Annotated in this window: 16 protein-coding genes; 12 read left to right on the forward strand and 4 right to left on the reverse strand. The window is 66.7% G+C overall.

Translation table 11 applies throughout. From position 1 onward, the window contains the following. Positions 1-221: 221 nt before the first annotated feature. The 10 genes from OXS31_RS09140 (at position 222) to OXS31_RS09185 (ending at position 16,055) form a co-directional block, all read left to right on the forward strand. Complete coding sequence (locus OXS31_RS09140) at positions 222-1,334, forward strand: polysaccharide biosynthesis/export family protein (RefSeq protein ID WP_027598144.1); 1,113 nt, start codon at positions 222-224, stop codon at positions 1,332-1,334. A gap of 361 nt (positions 1,335-1,695) precedes the next feature. Then, positions 1,696-4,419, forward strand: coding sequence for a bifunctional glycoside hydrolase 114/ polysaccharide deacetylase family protein (locus OXS31_RS09145; protein ID WP_267398759.1), 2,724 nt, complete (start codon positions 1,696-1,698; stop codon positions 4,417-4,419). Then, positions 4,400-7,996 (forward strand): tetratricopeptide repeat protein, encoded by a 3,597-nt coding sequence (locus OXS31_RS09150; RefSeq protein ID WP_267398722.1) that lies wholly within the window; start codon positions 4,400-4,402, stop codon positions 7,994-7,996. The genes OXS31_RS09145 and OXS31_RS09150 overlap by 20 nt, the downstream gene beginning before the upstream one ends. A gap of 22 nt (positions 7,997-8,018) precedes the next feature. Beyond that, positions 8,019-8,534, forward strand: a complete 516-nt coding sequence (locus OXS31_RS09155; protein WP_017639355.1) for a hypothetical protein — start codon at positions 8,019-8,021, stop codon at positions 8,532-8,534. Then, entirely contained in the window at positions 8,534-9,907 is a 1,374-nt protein-coding gene (locus tag OXS31_RS09160) for a PelD GGDEF domain-containing protein (RefSeq protein ID WP_007161410.1), read from the forward strand. Before OXS31_RS09155 ends, OXS31_RS09160 begins: the two co-directional genes overlap by 1 nt. Next, a complete protein-coding gene (locus tag OXS31_RS09165; RefSeq protein ID WP_027598139.1) occupies positions 9,885-10,874 on the forward strand; it encodes a hypothetical protein in 990 nt (329 codons plus the stop codon). Before OXS31_RS09160 ends, OXS31_RS09165 begins: the two co-directional genes overlap by 23 nt. Beyond that, positions 10,871-12,394 (forward strand): GT4 family glycosyltransferase PelF, encoded by a 1,524-nt coding sequence (pelF, locus tag OXS31_RS09170; protein WP_007161412.1) that lies wholly within the window; start codon positions 10,871-10,873, stop codon positions 12,392-12,394. The genes OXS31_RS09165 and pelF overlap by 4 nt, the downstream gene beginning before the upstream one ends. Before the next feature lies 1 nt (position 12,395). Further along, on the forward strand, positions 12,396-13,766 hold the full coding sequence (pelG, locus tag OXS31_RS09175; RefSeq protein ID WP_007161413.1) for an exopolysaccharide Pel transporter PelG: 1,371 nt from the start codon (positions 12,396-12,398) through the stop codon (positions 13,764-13,766). Between the two features lie 80 nt (positions 13,767-13,846). Then, complete coding sequence (locus OXS31_RS09180) at positions 13,847-14,458, forward strand: hypothetical protein (RefSeq protein WP_267398724.1); 612 nt, start codon at positions 13,847-13,849, stop codon at positions 14,456-14,458. A 103-nt stretch (positions 14,459-14,561) separates the two neighbouring features. Beyond that, entirely contained in the window at positions 14,562-16,055 is a 1,494-nt protein-coding gene (locus OXS31_RS09185) for an aldehyde dehydrogenase (protein WP_027598136.1), read from the forward strand. Positions 16,056-16,103: 48 nt separating this feature from the next. Here the strand turns inward: OXS31_RS09185 and OXS31_RS09190 are convergent, their stop codons facing one another. The 4 genes from OXS31_RS09190 to OXS31_RS09205 form a co-directional block, all read right to left on the reverse strand. Next, positions 16,104-16,709, reverse strand: coding sequence for a hypothetical protein (locus tag OXS31_RS09190; protein WP_042135254.1), 606 nt, complete (start codon positions 16,707-16,709; stop codon positions 16,104-16,106). A gap of 12 nt (positions 16,710-16,721) precedes the next feature. Then, positions 16,722-17,216, reverse strand: a complete 495-nt coding sequence (locus tag OXS31_RS09195) for a hypothetical protein (protein WP_139346894.1) — start codon at positions 17,214-17,216, stop codon at positions 16,722-16,724. A 590-nt stretch (positions 17,217-17,806) separates the two neighbouring features. Then, positions 17,807-18,427: a guanylate kinase gene (gene gmk, locus OXS31_RS09200; RefSeq protein ID WP_007161416.1), complete on the reverse strand. Its 621-nt coding sequence runs from the start codon at positions 18,425-18,427 to the stop codon at positions 17,807-17,809. Positions 18,428-18,437: 10 nt separating this feature from the next. Continuing rightward, positions 18,438-19,298 carry a YicC/YloC family endoribonuclease gene (locus tag OXS31_RS09205; RefSeq protein WP_077171326.1) on the reverse strand — a complete coding sequence of 287 codons (861 nt, stop codon included), beginning with the start codon at positions 19,296-19,298 and terminating at the stop codon, positions 18,438-18,440. A gap of 172 nt (positions 19,299-19,470) precedes the next feature. On the opposite strand from OXS31_RS09205, the gene rph reads away from it, so the two are divergent. Together rph and OXS31_RS09215 are read left to right on the forward strand one after the other, a co-directional pair. Then, a complete protein-coding gene (gene rph / locus OXS31_RS09210; RefSeq protein WP_017639344.1) occupies positions 19,471-20,193 on the forward strand; it encodes a ribonuclease PH in 723 nt (240 codons plus the stop codon). A gap of 12 nt (positions 20,194-20,205) precedes the next feature. After that, positions 20,206-20,568, forward strand: a complete 363-nt coding sequence (locus tag OXS31_RS09215) for a DUF4870 domain-containing protein (RefSeq protein ID WP_007161419.1) — start codon at positions 20,206-20,208, stop codon at positions 20,566-20,568. Positions 20,569-20,731: the final 163 nt, after the last annotated feature.

Raw genomic sequence — 20,731 nt, forward strand, 5'->3', positions numbered from 1 at the left:
GGCCAAGGGCCAGTCCTAGACCAGCAGACTCAGGTGCTCGTACAACTAAAAGCTGAGACCCGAGTTCTCTCGCCGCTGGATAGGCTGGCCGCATGGAATCCAGTCCCCTGTCGAGGACCGTTATGTCTCGCGAAGGAACACCATGAATAACCGGCTCGTTGCTTCTACCTTCCGATTTATTCCTCTTGCTCACACTCAATCAGCAATCAAGGACGAATGACATGAAAACCAAATTTACCGCTCTGGCCTTGCTGTCTGGCATCGTCCTGCAGGGTTGTGCCTACTCCCCGGGTCAGTACCTGGATCAGGACGACCTGAAAAGCGATCCGAGCATCCAGGGCACCAAGGTCCAGCTGATCCCGATCACCAGCTCGCTGCTGATGAGCCAGGATTCCGCGGCCCTGTCCAAGGCTCCCGACCTCAAGCCCCTGCTGGACTACAAGCCGCAGGCTTACCGCGTCGGTGCGAGCGACCTGCTCTACATCACCGTCTGGGATCACCCCGAACTGACCGCTCCGTCCGGCGCCCAGCAGCAGCTGGAAGCCAACGGTCGCCTGGTGCGTCCGGATGGCACCCTGTTCTACCCCTACGTCGGCACCGTGCGCGCCGCCGGCAAGACCCTGGAAGAGATCCGTACCGATATCTCCCGTCGTCTGGCCACCTTCATCGACAATCCCCAGGTCGACGTCAGCGTGCTGAAGTTCGGCAGCCAGAAGGTCACCATCTCCGGCGCCGTAAACAAGGGCGATGCCATTCCCCTGACCACCAAGCCCATCACCCTGGTGGAAGCCCTGGGTCAGGCCGGCGTGGCCAACAGCGGTGGCGCCGATCTGACCGGCGTGACCCTGGTGCGTGACGGCAAGGAATACCGCCTGGACACCGACAGCCTGAACCGCAAGGATTCCAAGCTGTACGGCATCTACCTGAAGGACGGCGACAGCCTGCACCTGCCCTACAACGATGCCCGCAAGGTCTATGTGGTCGGTGAAGTCCGCGCTCCGGCAGCGGTCAGCTACAAGATCACCAACCTGAACCTGATGGAAGCCCTGAGCCAGGCCGGCGGCATCCAGCAGGAAACCGCCAACGCCGATGCCGTCTACGTCATCCGTGGCCCGGAAGACCTGAAGGCCCCGGGTGCCACCGCCCAGGTCTTCCACCTGGCGGCCAAGAATCCCACCGCCTATGTGCTGGCGCAGAACTTCCATCTGCAGCCGCAGGACGTGGTCTTCGTCGGCCCGGCCGGTATCACCCGCTGGAACCGCTTCGTCAGCCAGCTGCTGGGCTCGACCAACATCCTCTCCACCAGCGCCAACCTGAACAGCAGCTTCAAGTAACAGCGCTCGCTTGCCGTCATGCCGGTTACCGCCGCGCATGACGGCAATTCCCCTGATGTTCCGCGACACCCGTCCTGCCTTCCCGCGCTACACCTCCTTGCCCACACGTCTGAAACCCGCTGCCTAGAAAGGCTTTCCAGCAGACGATTAATTATTTCGATACCTATTAACCCGGTAATTGCTGCCGCTCGGCTTGGCGCAGGCAGTTTTTCGTCACGCTTTTGCGTAATGTAGCTAACCTGATACCGAAGTTGGGCACGTTTAAGGACTGGGTGTGGCGTCAGGCAAGGCAATTAGAGCAGGGTCCCGCTTGGGTTGGTGGAGCAGGCTGACGGTATGGCTGCTGGGCTCCCTGTCCCTCATGGGGACGGCCCTGGCCGCGCCCGCCAGCGTGGCCTTCTGGTATGCGGAAAAGCCGCCGGTGGCCGAACTCGCCCAGTTCGACTGGGTGGTGCTCGAACCCGGCCATGCCAGTACCGCCGATGTCCGCGCGCTGCACGACGGCGGTGCCCAGCCCTTCGCCTACCTGTCCATCGGCGAATTCGCCGGCGATGCGGCGGCGCTGGAGAAGGCCGGTCTCAGCGCGGGTGCCAGCCCGGTGGCCAACAAGGCCTGGGGCAGCCAGGTGATGAACCTGGCAGCGCCGGTATGGCGAACCCACCTGCTCGAACGCGCCGCCCAGCTGGCCAAAGCCGGTTACACGGGGCTTTTCCTCGACACCCTCGACAGTTTCCAACTGGTGGCCGAAGACCAGCGGGAAACCCAGCGCCTGGCGCTGAAGAGCCTGCTGGCCGAGCTGCACCGCCGCCAGCCAGCGCTCAAGCTGTTCTTCAACCGTGGCTTCGAGGTGCAACCGGAATTGCCCGGGGTGGCTGCCGCCATGGCGGTGGAATCCCTCTACGCCGGCTGGGATGCCGGCAAGAAGACCTATCGTCCCGTCAGCGAGCAAGACCGCGAGTGGCTGAAGCCGCGGATCGAGGCGGCGCGCAGTGCCGGCATCCCGGTCATCGCCATCGAATACCTGCCGCCGGAGCAGCGTGACGAAGCCCGGCGCCTGGCCAGGCGGCTGCGCGACGAAGGCTATGTGCCCTATATCACCACCCCCGACCTCAACACCCTGGGCATCAGCTCGGTAAACCTGCAGCCGCGCCGGCTGGCGCTGCTCTACGACGGCCGCGAAGGCGCCCTGCGCCAGTCGGCGGTGCACCGTTTCCTGGGCAGTGCCCTGGAGTATCAGGGCTATCGCCTGGACTATTTCGATGCCTCCAAGCCGCTGCCCGCGGCCTGGCCCAGTGCTCTCTACGCCGGGGTGGTGGTGTGGATGACCAGCGGTCCGCCCCCTCATTCCCGGGAATTCAGCGACTGGATCGGCCTGCGCCTGGACGAAAAGACCCCTCTGCTGATCCTCGGCGGGCTGCCGCTGGACAACGAGGCCCTGCTCAAGCGCCTGGGTCTGGGCGTCAGTCGCAAGCCGCTGCCCGACGGCCTGACCCTCAAGGTGCTGGACCCTGCCCTGGCCGGCAACTTCGAAGCACCGGTCAAGTTGCGCACGCGTGACCTGCCCGCCGTGCAGACGCTGCCCGGTGGGCCGACCCCGGTGGTCAGCCTGAGCGGTCCGGGCGGTACCTTCGTGCCCATGGGCGTGGCCTCCTGGGGCGGCTTCGCCTTCGGCCCCTATGTCATGGAAGACGGTCCCGAAGCCAGTCGCTGGATCATCGATCCCTTCGACTTCACCGCGAAGACCCTGCAACTGCCACCCCTGCCGGTACCCGATCCGACCACGGAGAACGGTCGACGCATCGCCACCGTGCACATCGACGGCGACGCCTTCGCGTCCAAGGCGGAGATTCCGGGGGCGCCCTTTTCCGGCCAGGTGGTGCTGGAGCAGTTCATCCAGCCGCATCCCTTTCTGACCTCGGCGTCGATCATCGAAGGCGAGGTCGGCCCCAAGGGCCGCTATCCGGAGCTGACCGCGCAGCTGGAGCCCATCGCCCGTCGCCTGTTCGCCGATCCCAAGGTGGAGGTGGCCACCCACACCTTCAGCCATCCGTTCTTCTGGCAACCGGCGGTGGCCGAGCAGAGCGAGAACTTCGAAGCCCAGTACGGTTACATGATGCAGATTCCCGGCTACGACAAGGTGGATTTCACCCGGGAGATCGTGGGTTCGACCCGCTATATCAACGAGCGCCTGACCACCCCGCAAAAGCCGGTGAAGATGGTGTTCTGGTCCGGGGACGCCCAGCCGGATGCCGCCACCCTCAAGCTCGCCTACGACAATGGCCTGCTCAACGTGAACGGCGGTAACTCGCACATCACCCGGTCGCAGCCTTCGGTGAGCGGACTCTATCCCTTCATCCGCCCCACCCCGGGCGGCCTGCAGTTCTATGCGCCCATCATCAACGAGAACGTCTACACCAATCTCTGGCGCGGTCCCTACTACGGCTTTCGCGATCTGCTCTATACCTTCGAGCGGACCGAGCACCCCCGGCGTCTGCGCGGCCTGCATCTCTATTACCACTTCTACTCGGGCACCAAGCAGGCGTCACTCAAGGTCATGGAAGAGATCTACCAGGGCATGGCCGCCGAACATCCCATTTCGCTGTGGATGAGCGACTACCTGAGTCGCCTGCGCGGCTTCTATACCGCCAGTCTCGCCCGGGAAGACGACGGCAGCTGGTCGATCAAGGCCCTCGACGGTCTGCGTACCCTGCGCCTGGATCCGCGCCTGGGTTGGCCGGATCTGCAGCGCTCCAGGGGCATCGCTGGGGTCCGCGACCTGCCGCAGGGGCGTTATGTCCACCTGGCCGGCGCTCAGGCGCGGCTGGTCCTGCGCGACAGCCGCGACCCCACCCCCGCCCTCGAAGAGGCCAATATTCCGCTGCAGCAGTGGGACTACCTGTCGCCGACGCGCATCCGCTTCGCCTTCGCCGGGCAATTTCCGCTGGAGCTGACCCTGCGCGCATCCTCGGCCTGCGAGGTGCGGGTCGGTCGCGAGCGCTACAAGAGCCAGCCGGCTGCGGCCGGACTCCAGACGTTCAAACTTCCGCTAACACGAGTGAGTGACGGTGAGATCGTCTGCGGCTAAGAAAACCCGGCTCCTGAGTGGTTGGACGCTGCTGGGGGTCGCGCTCCTCACCGCACTGGTGCTGGTGCTGACCTTTCATGGCAAGCAGGTCTTCCTGCCCGGCGAGGAGCCGGCCGATCAGGTATCCATCAGCTACGCCCAGGTGCTGCTCAAGGCGACCCCGGACGACACCGGGCTGCGCATGAAGCTGATCGACCAGCTGATCGCCCTCGGGCGCATCGACGAGGCGCGGCGGCAATTGCAGCTGCTGCCGAAACCGCTGGCGTCGACGCCCTTCTATGCCCTGGAGCTGGACATCCTGCAGGCTGAAGCCCAGCCGCAAGGCCTGGCCGACGCCGAGCGCGAGCGCCTGGCCCAACAGCTGAGCGCCCTGGACGTGGCGACCCTGAGCACGCCCCAGCTGCAACGGGTCGCCGAGCGCGCCCTGCAACTGGGCGATCCGGCCACGGCGGCGCAGCGTTATGTCGAACTGGCGCGCCGCGATCCGCCCCGGCGCCAGCAATGGCTGGAGCAGGCGGCGCGCTGGAGCCTGGCCGGCGGTCGTCAGCAGGAGGCCGCGCGCCTCTATCTGCGCCTGGCCGATCTCGCCGATTCGGCCGAGCAACGCCAGGGCTACCGGCACCAGGCCTTCGATGCCTGGCTTGCCGCCGGCCAGGGCGCCGAGGCCGCCGCCCTGCTGGAGCAGGAACTGCCGCGGCTGCAGGCCGATGCCAGCGGTCTGGCCTGGCTGCAGGCCGGGGTGGCCGCCGCCCAGGGCAGCGGGCGCCTGGACCTGGCCCAGCGCCTGATCGATCGCTGGCGCGAGTGGCAGCCGGACGACCCGGCCGCCCTGGAGGCCGCGTACCGGCTGGCCCTGGGCCGAGGCGACACCGAACGTGCCTGGGAAGAGGGTCATCAGCTGCTGGCGCTGCGTCCGGACGATGAAAAACTGCTCGCGGAACTGGCCCAGCTGGGCGAGTGGACCGGGCATATGGACGAAGCCCTCGACCTCTGGTTGCGCCTGCTGGCGCGCCAGGACGATCCGGAACGGCGCGATCATGCCTGGAAGCTGGCCGCCCGGGCGTTTCGCTTCGATGCCGTGGTCGAGTTGCTGGCCGAGGCTTCGCGGCAACGGCAACTGGACAAGACCGAACTGGATGCGCTGATCTTCGCCTACGAATCCCTGGGCGATCCCGCCGCCGAGGAGCGCTGGCTGCGCGACTACCTCCGGCGTCAGCCGAAGCAGCGCCTGGCCTGGGAGCGGCTGCAGCAGCTGCTGGCCCGTACCGAGCAGGGCGACGCCGAAGCCGCAGGCTGGGCCGCGTTCGGCAAGAGATTCCCGCTGACCAACGCGGAGTATCTGACTTGGGCCGGCACCCTGTGGGAGCTGTTCAAGCCCGAAGAAGCCTGGAAGGTGCTCGAGGGCATGCCGGCCAAGCAGCGGCAGGGCGTCGACTACTGGCGGCTGCGGGCGGAGCTGGCCTGGGAGCTGGAGCGCGACGGCGAAGCCCAGCTGGCCTTCGAACGCCTGGCCACGATCGACAAGGGCCTGACCGCCAACGACGAGGATCGACTGCTGGCGATCTATCTGCGCACGGCGCCGCGCAAGGCCCTGGCCTTGCTGGAAAAGAGCTGGGAAAAGAGCAAGAACCAGAAGCGCCTGACCGACGCCCTGCAATGGGCCGAGCAACTCAAGGACACCGCGGCGCTGGAGCGGCTGCTGGCCAGTGCCGCGCGCGAGCCGGCTTCGGCCGACAATCCCGCGGTCTGGCTGGCGCGCTCGGGGCTGGACTTCCAGCGCGGGCGCATCGCCCAGGCCGAAGAGGGCTATCGCCAGGCCTTGCAGCGCTTTCCGGATGACGACCGCTTCCGCGAACGGCTGCTGTGGCTGCTCATTGATCAGAATCGCCAGACCGAACTCGCCACCCTGCTGCGCGACTGGAAGGGTCGGGCCCGAGACAGCGACGTGCTCTGGTTGCCCTTCGGCAGCGGTCTGGTGCTGCTGGGCCAGGCGGAAGAGGCGCTCGGCTGGTATCGCCGCTACCTGGACGCCCATCCCCAGGACTGGCTGGTGCAGGCCGCCTACGCCGACGCCCTGGACGCCGCCGGTCACCAGGACGCGGCGCTGCGGCTGCGCAAGGCCGTCACGCCGCACCTGGCCAACGACGAGGTGCCGGCCACCCCCGAGCGCTATGCCACCTACCTGCGCCTGCTCTCCAGCCTGCGCGGTCCCCAGGCGGCGCTGGCCCAGGCGCGTGCCTGGCAGGATGGCTCGCCGAGCATGCTGCAACTCTGGTTCGATCAGTGGCTCGACGCCCTCAGCCAGAACAACGACGACGGCCTCAAGGGCGAATGGCTGGCCTGGGCCAAGAGCCGTGGTCTGAAGGTGCGCCAGTACGAGCAGTTGCAGGAAGTCCTGCGCCGGCAGAATCGCGGCGAGCTGGAAAAGCTGCTGGCAGCGGGCGACCTGGATCCGGCGCAGCGTGTCGAGGTGCTGCAGCGCCTCGGCCATGCCGGCGACGCCCAGGCCGCGGCCCTGACGGCCGCCGGCGACGAGCCGCCGGAGGTCATCCAGCGACAGTTGCTGCGCCAGGCCACCGAGCAGGCCGAGCGCACCCCCAACGGCGTCCAGGCCGGCTGGGAACGCCGCGACTATGGCGGTCTGATCGAACAGGGCACCGAGGTGCGCGCCGCCCGGCGACTCAGCGATGACATCTATGCCGATGTCCAGCTCAAGCAGAATCGCGTGAAGAGCAGCGGCCTCAAGTCCGATGCCCTGGGCAACGAACACCAGATGCTGCTCAAGGTGCTGAAGAACCTGGCCGATGGCGGTCTGGAAACCACCGTCGACGCCAGCCAGCGTTCGGACAGCAATCGCCTGGGCCTGGGCGTCGCCCGCACCTGGCGTATCGATGGCAACACCGAGATCGAAGCGGCCCTGGACTGGCACCGGCAACCCGACGAGAGCGGCTATCTGCGCGCCCTCGGCCGGCGGGATAGCGTCAGTCTGGCCGGTCGTCACAACCTCACGCCACGCGACCAGCTGAGCTGGCGGGCGGCGCACAATCGCTATTCCAGTCGGGACGGCGATGCCCTGGGCAGCGGCTTCGCCTTCAACCTGGAGCTGAGCCACATGATCTTCTTCGAAGGTCCCACCTGGCAGGTGCGCAGTGGCATCACCTATCAGCAGAACAGTGCGCGCAGCACCCTGCCCGCCAGCGTCACCCGCTACCTGCAACCGCTGGCCGGCAGTGGCGAGAACGGCGAGGTCACCGTGGCCGACCTGGAAGCCCTGGGCGGCACCCAGCTGTTGCAGGATCGCTATGGCCAGCTCTATGTCGGCAGCAGCTGGCGACGCGGCATTCCCGGTTCGCTCAACCGCACCCATCCCCAATACAGCTGGCTGGTGGACACCCTGGTCGGCTGGCAGTGGACCGAGCGCGAATTCAACTACGGTTTGAATGTCGGCCTGGGCATGGCAGTGCTCGGCGACGACGAACTGGCGTTCACCGCCGGCTACCAGTCCGCGCCCCAGGGCAGCGGCGGTCAGGCCGGCAGCACCCTGGGCATTCAATACAGCAATCGAATCGGTCGCTAGGCCGCTTCAAGGGAGAGACCTCATGAACATCACGCGTCTGCTCGTCGCCAGTGTCGCCACCGTGCTCCTGGCCGGCTGCTCGAGCTTTACCCGACCCAGTGGCGAAGCCCTGCCCAAGGATGCCCGCTGGGGCCTGGTGCCCCTGGCCAACTATGCCCAGGCGCCCATGGCCGGCGATCGCGCGGCGCAGATTCTGGTCAGCGTGCTCGGCGAGCGCGGCATCCGTCCGCAGGTCTATGACGACAGCCAGGGCGGCAATCCCACCGACGACGAGAAGGCTCGCCAGCGCGCGGCCCTGGACTGGGCGCGGCAACAGAATCTGCAATACGTGCTCACCGGCAGCGTCGACGAGTGGCAATACAAGAACGGCTTGGACGGCGAACCGGCGGTGGGCGTGACCCTGCAGGTGGTCGAGCCGGCCAGCGGCCGGGTGGTCTGGAGCAACAGCGGCGCCCGCTCCGGCTGGTCGCGCGAGAGCCTGGCCGCCACCGCGCAAAAGGTCCTGCGCGGCACCGCGCAAGAGCTGCAGCTGCGCTGATGGCCCTGCAATCCGTCCACAAGGACTACACCCTGGCGCCCCGCGCCAGTGGCCGCCTGTCCTGGCTGGAAACCCTGCTGGTCACGGCGGCCGCCCTGGGGCTGGGCTTCTGGCTGGTGCCGGAAGATCCCCTGATGGTCGGCCTGGCCTTTCCCTGGGTGGTGTTCGCGCCCATCCTCATGGGCGTGCGCTATGGCTTCATGCGCGGCCTGGTGAGTGCCAGCCTCTTGGTTGTGGCCCTGCTCTATCTGCACCGCCAGGGCTATCCGGCCTACGAGGAGATCCCGCCGTCCTTTATCGTCGGCGTGTTGCTCTGCGCCATGCTGGTGGGCGAATTCCGCGACCTCTGGGATCGGCGCCTGGAACGGCTGGACCTGGCCAACGACTATCGCCAGCTACGGCTGGATGAATTCACCCGCGCCCACCACCTGCTGCGCATCTCCCACGATCGCCTGGAGCAGCGCGTCGCCGGCAACGATCTCAGCCTGCGCAGCTCCCTGCTGGACCTGCGTCGCCAGCTGCGCGAGGTGCCGCGCGAGCAGGATGCCCTGCAGGCCCTGGCCGAACCCATCGTCGGCCTGCTGACCCAGTACGGTTCGCTGCGGGTAGCGGGGCTGTACCGGGTCGACGGCAACGGCCGGGTGGATCGTCGCGCCCTCGCCAGCCAGGGCGAGATGCCCGGCATCGATCCCGACGACCTGCTGGTGCGCCTGACCCTGGAGCGCGGCGAGACCCTGAGCATCCGCCAGGCGCTGCTGGAACGCGGCGAGACCCAGCATTCGGCGCTACAGGCCTGCGTGCCTCTGCTGGACACCGAGGAGCGGCTGCTGGCGGTACTGGCCATCGAGCAGATGCCGTTCTTTTCCTTCAACGAACGCACCCTCAACCTGCTGACCATCCTCGCCGGCCACATCGCCGACCTGCTGGGCAGCGATCCCCAGGCGCTGGCCCTGGCCGACGATGACGCCCAGCAATTCTCCCAGCACCTCAAGCGCTCGCTGCGCGACGCCCAGCAGCACGCCCTGCCCGCCTGCCTGTTCTGCTTCGAGATGACCGAGGCCGACGGTGGCGAACGCGCCCTGGCGCTGCTGGAAGGCAGTCGCCGCGGCCTCGACCTGCAACTGCGCCTGACCAATCAGGCCGGTCACCCCTGCCTGCTGGTCCTGCTGCCGCTGACCTCCTCCGACGGCCTGGAAGGCTATCGCCGCCGGCTGCGCCAGCTGCTGGCCGAGCGCCATGGCCAGGACAGCACCCTGGAAAGCCTGGGCGTGCGCAGCCATGAGCACGAGCTGCTGCCCAAGACCCGCGCCCAGGAGCTGCGCGTCTTCCTGTTCAACGAGTGTGGCCTACATGAACAGCAAGTGGCTGTTTAGCGGCGCCTTCGCCTTCGAGGCCAGCAGCTGGGCGCTGCTGTTCGCCAACCTGCCGGTGGCGGCGGCGGCCCTGGCCTTCGCCGCCGCTCATGCCGCCGGCAGCGCCCTGCTGGCAGGGGGCGCCTGGCTGCTGCTGCCCCGGCGCTACCAGCGCCCGCTGCCCTGGAGTCCGCTGTTTCTCTTTGCCCTGGCCTTCTTCATTCCGCTGCTGGGCGCGGCCGGGGTGATCGCCGCGGTGTTTCCGGCACTCTATCTGCCGCGCAAACACCGCGAGATCGCCTGGGAGGCGCGCAGCGTGCCCAATCTGCCGTTCCGCCCGCTGGAACGGCGCGAGGAGATGCTGTTCAGCGACGGCGGCCTGCAGGACGTCCTGCGCCACGCGCCCAGCACCGACAAGCGCCTGACCGCACTCTTCGCCACCCGCCGCATGCCCGGACGCGACGCCATCCCCATCCTCAAGCTGGCCCTGCGCGATCCGGCCGACGACGTGCGGCTGCTCGCCTATTCGATGCTCGACCAGCAGGAAAGCCAGATCAACCAGCGCATCGAGACCCAGCTCGGCGAACTGGCCAGCACCCCCGCCGAGCGCCAGCCGGCGCTGCACGGCACCCTGGCCCGCGGCTACTGGGAACTGGCCTACCTGGGCCTGGCCCAGGGCAGCGTCCTGCGTCACGTGCTCGGCCAGGCCCGCGAACACATCGAACTGGCCCTGGCCGGGGAAGAAAACGAAGAATTGCGCATCCTCGCCGGCCGCATCGCCCTGGAGCAGGGCGAGCCCGAGCGCGCCCTGGAATTCTTCCAGGCCGCGGAAGCGGCGGGCGTGCCCCTGGCGCAACTGGCGCCCTTTCGCGCCGAGATCGCCTTTCTGCGCCGCGATTACGCGGTCATCCCGGCGTTGCTCGACAGCCTGCCGGCGGATCTGAAGAAGCGGCCGCCGTTCGCCGCCCTGGTGAAGTACTGGTTATGAAAGACGCCCCCGCCGCCACCGTCACCCCCGATGTCTGCCTCTTGCTGGAGGGCACCTGGCCCTATGTGCGCGGCGGGGTGTCGAGCTGGGTCAACCAGTTGATCCTCGGCCTGCCGGAGCTGACCTTCTCGGTGTTCTTCATCGGCGGTCAGCGCGAGAACTACGAGAAGCGCCATTACGCCATCCCGCCCAACGTGGTGCACATCGAGGAACATTTCCTCGCCGGGTCCTGGGTGCCCAAGGCGGCGCCCATCAGTCCAAGACGCCAGGCGCCGGTGCAGCTGCTGCGCGACCTGCACGCCTTCCTGCACCACCCCGACGAACCCAGCGCCGCCCAGGGCGATGCCCTGGTGGACGCCTTCGCCCAGGGCAGCGTGACCCTGGACGACTTCATGTACAGCCGCGCCAGCTGGGAGGCCATCACCGAGGGCTACGAGCGCTATTGCACCGATCCCTCCTTCGTCGACTACCTCTGGACCCTGCGCGCCATGCAGGCGCCCTTGCTGATGCTGGCCGAGGCCGCGCGCCGCCTGCCGCGTCCGCGGATGATCCACTCCATCTCCACCGGTTACGCCGGCATGCTCGGCGCCATCCTGCAGCGGCGCTGGGGCTGCAACTTCCTGCTCAGCGAGCACGGCATCTACACCAAGGAACGCAAGATCGACCTGGCCCAGGCCAAGTGGATCGCCGAAGGCCCCGACGAAGCCCTGCGCACCGGGCTGGACGTGGACGTCAGCTACATCCGCCGGCTGTGGATCCGCTTCTTCGAGCGCATCGGCCTGCTCACCTACAAGGCCGCCGATCCGATCATCTCGCTCTATGACGGCAACCGCCGCCGGCAAATCCAGGACGGCGCCGATCCCGCGCGCTGCCGGGTGATCCCCAACGGCATCAGCCTCACCCAGTGGCAGGACGCCCTGGAGCGCCGCCCGGAAGGGGTGCCGCCGGTGGTCGGGCTGCTCGGCCGGGTGGTGCCGATCAAGGACGTCAAGACCTTCATCCGCGCCATGCGCGGGGTGATCAGCGCCATGCCCGAGGCCGAGGCCTGGGTGGTCGGCCCGGAAGACGAAGACGAGGAATACGCCGCCGAATGCCACAGCCTGGTCACCAGCCTGGGCCTGGAGGGCAAGGTGAAATTCCTCGGCTTCCAGAAGATCGGCGACATCCTGCCCAAGCTCGGCCTCATGGTGCTGACCTCCATCAGCGAGGCCCAACCGCTGGTGATCCTCGAAGGCTGGGCCGCCGGGGTGCCGGTGGTGAGCAGCGACGTGGGCTCCTGCCGCGAGCTGATCGAGGGTTCCATCCCCGAGGACCGCGCCCTGGGCACCGGCGGCAGCGTGGTCGCCATCGCCGATCCCCAGGCCACCGCCCGCGCCATCCTCGCCCTGCTGCGCAATCCCGGCCGCTGGCAGGCCGCGCAGCGCACCGGCCTCGCCCGGGTCAATCGCTACTACACCGAGCCGCTGATGCTGGAACGCTATCGCGAGCTCTACCAGGACGCCATCGGGAGGGTCGTCTGACATGGCCGGCATCGGCTTCGAACTGCGCAAGATCCTCGCGCGCGACTCCTACACCGCCACCCTGCGCGCCTATGTCTATGCCGGCCTGATCAGCTCGGGGCCCTGGGTGCTGTCGATCATCAGCGTCATGCTGATCGGCGTGCTGGCCACCGGCATCGTCACCCCCAGCGTGCTGATCCGCCAGTTCCTGGTCACGGTGACCTACCTCATGGCCAGCTCGCTGATCCTCACCGGCGGCCTGCAGCTGTATTTCACCCGCTTCGTCTCGGACCGGCTGTTCGAGGAGAAACAGACCAGCATCCTGCCCAATCTGGTGGGCATCCTGCTCCTGGTCACGCTGGTCGCCGGCGGCCTGGGTTTCCTGCTGCTGGCCACCCTGTTCGACCAGCCCTTCGCCTACCGGCTGCTGGTGCTGGCCAACTTCGTCACCCTCTGCGATCTCTGGCTGGTGATCATCTTCCTGTCGGGGATGAAGGCCTACAACCGCATCCTGGTGGTGATGACGCTGGGCTACGCCATCATGATCGCCGCCGCCTTCGTGCTGCGCTTCCTCGGCATGGACGGCCTGCTGATGGCGTTGCTGCTGGGCCACGCCGCCCTGCTGTTCATGTTTCTCTACGACATCATCCGCGAATACCCGGCCGAGCGTCTGGTGGCTTTTGACTTCCTCGACCGCAAGCAGATCTTCATCAGCCTGCTGGTCACCGGGCTGTTCTACAACCTGGGCATCTGGGTCGACAAATTCGTCTTCTGGTTCAATCCGCTGACCTCCGATGCCGTCATCGGTCCCCTGCGCGCCTCCATCCTCTACGACCTGCCGATCTTTCTCGCCTACCTGGCCATCATCCCCGGCATGGCGGTGTTCCTGGTGCGCATCGAGACCGACTTCGCCGAGTGGTACGAGCGGGTGTTCAACGCCGTGCGCGGCGGCGAGACCCTGCAGCACATCAGCCAGCTCAAGGAGCAGATGATCCTGGCCATCCGCCAGGGCCTGCTGGAGATCTGCAAGGTCCAGGGCCTGACCCTGGTGCTGGTGTTCCTGCTGGCGCCCCAGCTGCTGGCCTGGCTCGGCATGTCGCACTACTACCTGCCGCTGTTCTATATCGACGTGGTGGGGGTGAGCATCCAGGTGGTGTTCATGGCGCTGCTCAACGTCTTCTTCTACCTGGACCGGCGCGACACCGTGCTGATGCTCTGCACCCTGTTTCTCGGCCTCAACCTGGCGCTGACCCTGCTGAGCATCGAGCTGGGTCCGAGCTTCTTCGGCTACGGCTTCACCGTCTCCCTGGCCTGTTGCGTGCTGCTGGGCCTGCACCGCCTGGACCGGGTGCTGGACGACCTGGAATACGACACCTTCATGCTTCGGCACTGAAGGCCGCCGGCACCGGACGAACGGTGTGACCCGCTCCCTCTGGAGGCGTCCAACACAGCTCATCCCTGCAGGACCCTGCCATGAATACCGCCGCCTTGCGCCTCGTGATCCAGACCACCCAGGGGCGCGCTCGGGACAGTGGCGAGGCCAGCCGTACCTTTGCCGACCAGGCGGCGCGTACCGCCAGCGCCGACGCCACCCGCGGGCCGGCCCTGGAGCGCTTCGCCAGCGCCTATGTCGACAAGGTGCCCGATGCCCTCGAAGCCCTGCTGCTGCAGGCGCGAGCGGTGGCCTTCGAGGCGCCCCTGACCGGGGTGCTGGAACGCGCCCTGGCCGGCTTCGCCCCGGCGGCGCTGGCCCAGGCACCCTCGGCCAGCCTGGCCCTGCTGGCCGCGGCCTATCGCCTCCATCGCCTGCTTGAAGGCCTGCAGGAGCGCCTGGCCGCCTGGTGGGGCGCCACCCGCGCGCCGGCGGCGCCCAGCCTGGGCAATCTCATCGCCCATCAGGTACTGGGCCAGCTCACCGTCGCCGCCCTGGAAGACGCCGTGGAGGGCTGGCTGGATGACCTGGACGCCAGCGTCGAGGCGCCGCTCACCCAGCAGTGCTTCCAGCCGCGGCAACGGCGTGGCGCCCTGACCACGGCTCGCCCGGCCCTGGCCCTGAGTCGTCAACGCCAGCGCAGCGTTCGATAAAACGCACGTTTCGGCGCCTTTGGCGGCCGAGTGTCAAATATATTGATAACCCTTCCGGGCCGGTTTAGGGTGGCTGCTCACCGCCATTAGCGAGGAGTCACCCATGAGCTTGCCCAGCCGCGCCGAGTGGGAGCAGCGCTTCCAAGGTCTCACCCTGGAAGGTCGCGCCTTCATCGACGGCGCCTATGTCGACGCCACCGCCGGCGCCACCTTCGACTGCCTAAGTCCGGTGGACGGACGTTTCCTCGCCAAGGTCGCCAGCTGTGACGCCGCCGATGCCGACCTGGCCGTGGCCGCCGCCCGCGCCGCCTTCCAGAAGGGTACCTGGGCGCACCTGGCGCCGGCCCAGCGCAAGCGTGTGCTGATCCGCTTCGCCGACCTGCTGCTGGCCAACGCCGAAGAGCTGGCGCTGCTGGAAACCCTGGACATGGGCAAGCCCATCGCCGACTCCCTCACCATCGACGTGCCGGCCTCGGCCAACGCCATCCGCTGGAGCGCCGAGGCCATTGACAAGCTCTACGACGAGGTCGCCCCCACGCCCCATGACCAGCTCGGCCTGGTCACCCGCGAGCCGGTCGGCGTGGTCGCCGCCGTGGTGCCCTGGAATTTCCCGTTGATGATGGCCTGCTGGAAACTCGGTCCGGCGCTCGCCACCGGCAACTCGGTGGTGCTCAAGCCCTCGGAGAAGTCGCCGCTGACCGCCATCCGCGTCGCCCAGCTGGCCCAGCAGGCGGGTATCCCGGCCGGGGTGTTCAACGTGCTGCCGGGTTACGGCCATACCGTCGGCAAGGCCCTGGGCCTGCATGCGGACGTCGACACCATCGTCTTCACCGGTTCCACCCGGGTCGCCAAGCAGCTGCTTGCCTATTCCGGCGAATCCAACATGAAGCGCGTCTGGCTGGAAGCCGGCGGCAAGAGCCCCAACATCGTCTTCGCCGATGCCCCCGACCTCAAGGACGCCGCCGCGGCCGCCGCCAGCGGTATCGCCTTCAACCAGGGCGAGGTCTGCACCGCCGGTTCGCGCCTGCTGGTGGAGCGCTCCATCAAGGAAGAATTCCTGCCGCTGGTGGTCGAGGCCCTCAAGGGCTGGAAGCCCGGCCATGCGCTGGACCCCGAGACCAACGTCGGCGCCTTGGTGGACACCACCCAGCTGGACACCGTGCTGCGCTACATCGAAGCCGGCCATGCCGAAGGCGCCACCCTGGTGGCCGGTGGCAAGCGCACCCTGGAAGAGACCGGCGGCGTCTATGTCGAGCCGACCATCTTCGACGGCGTGAGCAACGCCATGAAGATCGCCCGCGAAGAGATCTTTGGCCCGGTGCTCTCGGTGATCACCTTCGACACCGCCGAAGAAGCCGTGCAGATCGCCAACGACACCCAATACGGCCTGGCCGCCGCGGTCTGGACCCGCGACATCTCCAAGGCCCACAAGACCGCCCGCGCCCTGCGCGCCGGCAGCGTCTGGGTCAACCAGTACGACGGCGGCGACATGACCGCGCCCTTCGGCGGCTTCAAGCAGTCCGGCAACGGTCGCGACAAGTCCCTGCACGCCTTCGACAAGTACACCGAGCTCAAGGCGACCTGGATCAAGCTCTGATCCCTGACCAGCCGGGTCATGGCGACCCGGCTGGTCGCGGGCGCAGGCCTAGCGATAGACGTGGTAGGTGGCGTATCTGCTCACCTCCACGCTACCGCTCCAGCTGCTGATCACCCGCTTGGAATCCCAGTCGTACCAGTGCATCCCGGGTGGGTTGCCGATGCCGCGCGAACAACTGCCGGTGCGGACCCAGGCGCCGCGGAACTTGCCGCTTTTCCAGCGTCGCTCCACCACCTGAATGGGTTGCGCCTTGTAGCCCGGCTCTATCCTCACGCCCCAGGTGAAGGCGGTACTCATCGTGCGATCCTGCTTGTAGCTGCCATCGACGCCGAGGATGCTCAGGTATTTGCCGATGAAGGGCAGCTTCTCCGGATTGATCTTGACCCCTACCGACCAGCCGTAGCTGGAGGTCTTGGTCTCGCCCCAGGTGTAGGTGCAGTCGATGGTTCCTCTGGTCGAGCAGCGGAAGATCGGCCCGCGCCAGATCCAGTCCTCCCAGGTCTTACCTGCCTGCTGGGTGGCGAAGGCCCGGGAACCGTCACCCAGGATGGCGGGCTCGGTGTGGTCGGTGAAGCACTCGCCGGCCTGCACCAGACCGGTCGACAGCAGGAAGCCGAGCGCACCAACCAAGGTGGATTTCGCAAAGGTATTCATAACTTTGGTCCCTCAAAGTCCGAAGACGTTTTCGATGGTGTTGCTCGCCTGATCCTGCTTGTTGCTCTGGGCCTTGCTCGCGGACAGGGCATCGGCGCGCGTGGGCCGATCGACGGGGGTTATCAGCAGGCCAGTGTCCTTCTCCGGCTTCTTCACCATCAGGGCATCTGCCTCGACGGTCATGCCCAGCGCCAGGGCCGCGTTCTCACTGGCGAGGTGCTGACCGGGTTGATTGTCGAAGATCACGCGTTTGCCTTGATCAAGGGCGTCGTTGATCTCCTTCTTGACGTTGCCGTCGACCTGCACATTGGGCCCGACCACCAGATAGTCGTATTCACCACCCGTGACGATCTTGGTGTCTTCCGCCTTCAATCTATTGAGGACGAATCCGGTATTGCCCAGCACCTTGAGCCGCAAGTAAGGACCCGTACTCAAAGACTCTGCTGCCTGGGCGGTAGTACCCAACAGCGTTGCCAACATCAGCGTGGCCACAGGTTTTAATTTCATATCGAACGCTCCTGTTACGACAGTCATGTCAAAAATGAAAGTCCCACTGAAATACCGAAAGCTCCCGCGAAATGCTCAACTACGCGGCCCTGGCAGTTCTTGCGGACAGCAGGAAACCCTTTACCGAAGTCAGCTCCGATAATTGTTTCCCTGACAGTGCTCAGGTAATCAGACAACCGCTAACAGCAACGACCTTGATAGCTAAATGCCCGCCTTTAGCGCACGGGCAACTTCGCTAGTCGTCCGGAAAAAGCCTAGCCAAAGTTTCTTTAAACAAATAGTAACGAATGGCGACCAGGCGAAAGCCGGTAGAAAGTCGCTGTTTTAATGCTTTTAAATAAGCATATAAAAAGCGGCCTTACATTCGAGCAGAGCCCAATAACCGTCAGCCGATGATCAATCTTGTTTTTGTAAAACCAGATAAATAGCGCGACTGCCAAAACATCGACAGGCGCCAGCCGCCCAAGCCAAGGCCCAGAAAAAATGTAACGAGATATTTCATGGCTTTGGAAGGGCGCCGGACGTCCTGCCGGCGGCCACGCGGGGAGCGGACAGCCCGCGCGCTGAAGGCGCGGGCCGCGAGGCAGGTATCAGCCCAGCAGATCCACCAGCAGATCGTCGTGCCGGCGCTGCTGACGATCCAGGCGCAGCTGGCGGGTGCGGAAGATTGACTTGAGGTCTTCCAGGGCGCTGGCGAAGTCGTCGTTGATGATCAGGTAGTCGTATTCGACATAGTGACTCATCTCGCTGACCGCCTCGCGCATGCGTCTTTCGATGATCTCGGCGCTGTCCTGGCCGCGATTGTCCAGGCGCTGGCGCAGGGCGGCCTGGCTCGGCGGCAGGATGAAGATCGACTGGGCGTGGGGCAGCTTGCGACGGACCTGCTGGGCGCCCTGCCAGTCGATTTCCAGGATCAGGTCGTGGCCTTCGGCGAGGGTGCGCTCCAGGGCGGCCTGGGAGGTGCCGTAGTAGTTGCCGAACACCTCGGCGTGCTCGAGGAAGTCGCCGTGTTCGAGCAGGTTGGTAAAGGTCGCGCAATCGACGAAGTGGTAGTTCACCCCGTCGGCTTCACCCGGGCGCATGGCGCGGGTGGTGTGGGAGACCGACACGCGGATGTCGGGCAGGGCATCCAGCAGGGCCTTGACCAGGCTGGTCTTGCCGGCGCCGGAAGGCGCGGAAACGATGTAGAGGGTGCCGGGAAGGGCTGTCATGAAGGTCCGCCTATTCGATGTTCTGCACTTGCTCACGCATCTGTTCGATGAGCACCTTGAGATTGATGGCCGCCTGGGAGGCCCGGGCGTCGATGGCTTTGGAACCCAGGGTATTGGCCTCGCGATTGAGTTCCTGCATGAGGAAATCCAGCCGCCGGCCGGCCGCGCCGCTGCCCGCCAGGACCCGCCGCACCTCGGCCACATGGGTCTCCAGACGATCCAGTTCCTCGGCCACGTCGCTCTTCTGCGCCAGCAGCACCAGTTCCTGCTCCAGCCGCGCCGGTTCGAACTCGACGCCCGCCTCGGCGCAGCGCTCGAGGATACGGCGCCGTTGCAGGGCCAGCAGCTCGGGCAGCAGCGCGCGCAGGGTCGCCACCTCCGCCAGCACCTGGTCCAGGCGTTCCTCGATCAGGCGCGCCAGTTCGCGGCCCTCGCGCTGCCGGCCGTCGAGCAATTCATCCAGCGCCGCCTCGAACAGCGCCAGGGTCTGGGCCTTGAGTTCGGCGCCATCCACCTCGGTGCCCGCCAGCACCCCGGGCCAGGCCAGCACGGCCAGGGGATCGAGCTTGGCCGGGCGCGCGATCAGCGCGGCGACGTCTTCGGCGGCGGCCACCAGCTGCGCGGCGCGGCGGGCATCGACGCGCAGGGCCACGCTCTCGTCGCGCTCCTCGCGCAGCACGCACTCCAGCTTGCCCCGCGACAGGCGCCGGCGCAGCGCCTCGCGCACGCCGGACTCCAGATCGCGAAAGGTCTCCGGCAGCCGCAGGTGGGGCTCCAGATAGCGGTGATTGACCGAGCGCAACTCCCAGCTCAGGGTGCCCTGGGGCCCCGGCCGCTCGACCCGGGCGAACGCCGTCATGCTGTGCACCATGGCAGGATCCTCGTCTGACGATGCGTGGATCTGGGGCGATCCCGAGCGACCACGCATGTAAAACGCACGATTCTAGCGCACCTGATCGGAGCGACCCAATGCATCCGTGTCGCATGAGCCGGACGCTCCCTATACTATGGACCTGATATCTACGCCTTACAGGAAGCCCGCAATGAAGCGTCCCAGTGGCCGCGCCGCCGATCAGCTGCGCCCCATCCGCATCACCCGTCAGTACACCAAGCACGCCGAGGGTTCGGTCCTGGTGGAATTCGGCGATACCAAGGTGATCTGCACCGCCAGCGTCGAGGCCGGGGTGCCGCGCTTTCTCAAGGGCAAGGGCCAGGGCTGGCTCACCGCCGAGTACGGCATGCTGCCGCGCGCGACCGGCGAGCGGAACCAGCGGGAAGCCGCCAAGGGCAAGCAGGGCGGTCGGACCCTGGAGATCCAGCGGCTGATCGGTCGTTCGCTGCGCGCCGCCGTCGACCTGTCCAAGCTGGGCGAGAACACCATCTATATCGACTGCGACGTGATCCAGGCCGACGGCGGTACCCGCACCGCCTCGGTGACCGGTGCCTGCGTGGCCCTGGTCGATGCCCTGGGCGCGCTCAAGCGCCGCGGCAACCTCAAGGGCAATCCGCTCAAGCAGATGGTGGCCGCCATCTCCGTGGGCATCTACCAGGGCACCCCGGTGCTCGACCTGGACTACCTGGAAGACTCCGCCGCCGAGACCGATCTCAACGTGATCATGACCGACGCCGGTGGCTTCATCGAGGTGCAGGGCACCGCCGAAGGCGCGCCCTTCCAGCCGGCCGAACTCAACGCCATGCTCGAACTGGCCCAGGGTGGCCTGCGCGACCTGTTCGAGCTCCAGCAAGCCGCCCTGCGCGGCGAGTAAGGAAGCCCGCTCATGCACGATCTCGTCCCCGCCCCCAGCGCCGAAGCCCGGCGCTGGGCCATGCTCTGCCACTACGCCGCCTTCCTGGGCTTCGTGGTGCCCTTCATCGGTAACGTCATAGGTCCGCTGGTGGTCTGGCAGTTCAAGCGCGAGGACGACCCCTTCATCGACCGCCAGGGCAAGGAGGCGCTGAACTTCCAGCTCACCGTCACCCTGCTGCACATGATCTGCTGGCTGCTGGTGTGGGTGCTGATCGGCTTTCCGCTGATGCTGCTGGTGGCCTGCGTGGCCTTCGTGCTGACGGTGATCGCCGGCATCAAGGCCAACCAGGGCCGCGATTACCGCTATCCCCTGACCTGGCGGATGGTGAAATAGCGGGCTTTTTGTGGCCTGCTTCTGATATCCGCGTTGAGGATTTCCGGTCGGCCCGGCGCCGTTTGACAGGCGCCGGAAGCCCTCCGCTATCATCCCCGCGTCGTACCTTTTTCCACCTGTCGCCCGTGGCCGTTCCTGACCGCCATGGGCGGTAGCGTGCCTG

This window comes from Pseudomonas sp. GM_Psu_1, from assembly GCF_026544185.1.
Taxonomy (GTDB): Bacteria; Pseudomonadota; Gammaproteobacteria; order Pseudomonadales; family Pseudomonadaceae; genus Chryseomonas; species Chryseomonas oryzihabitans.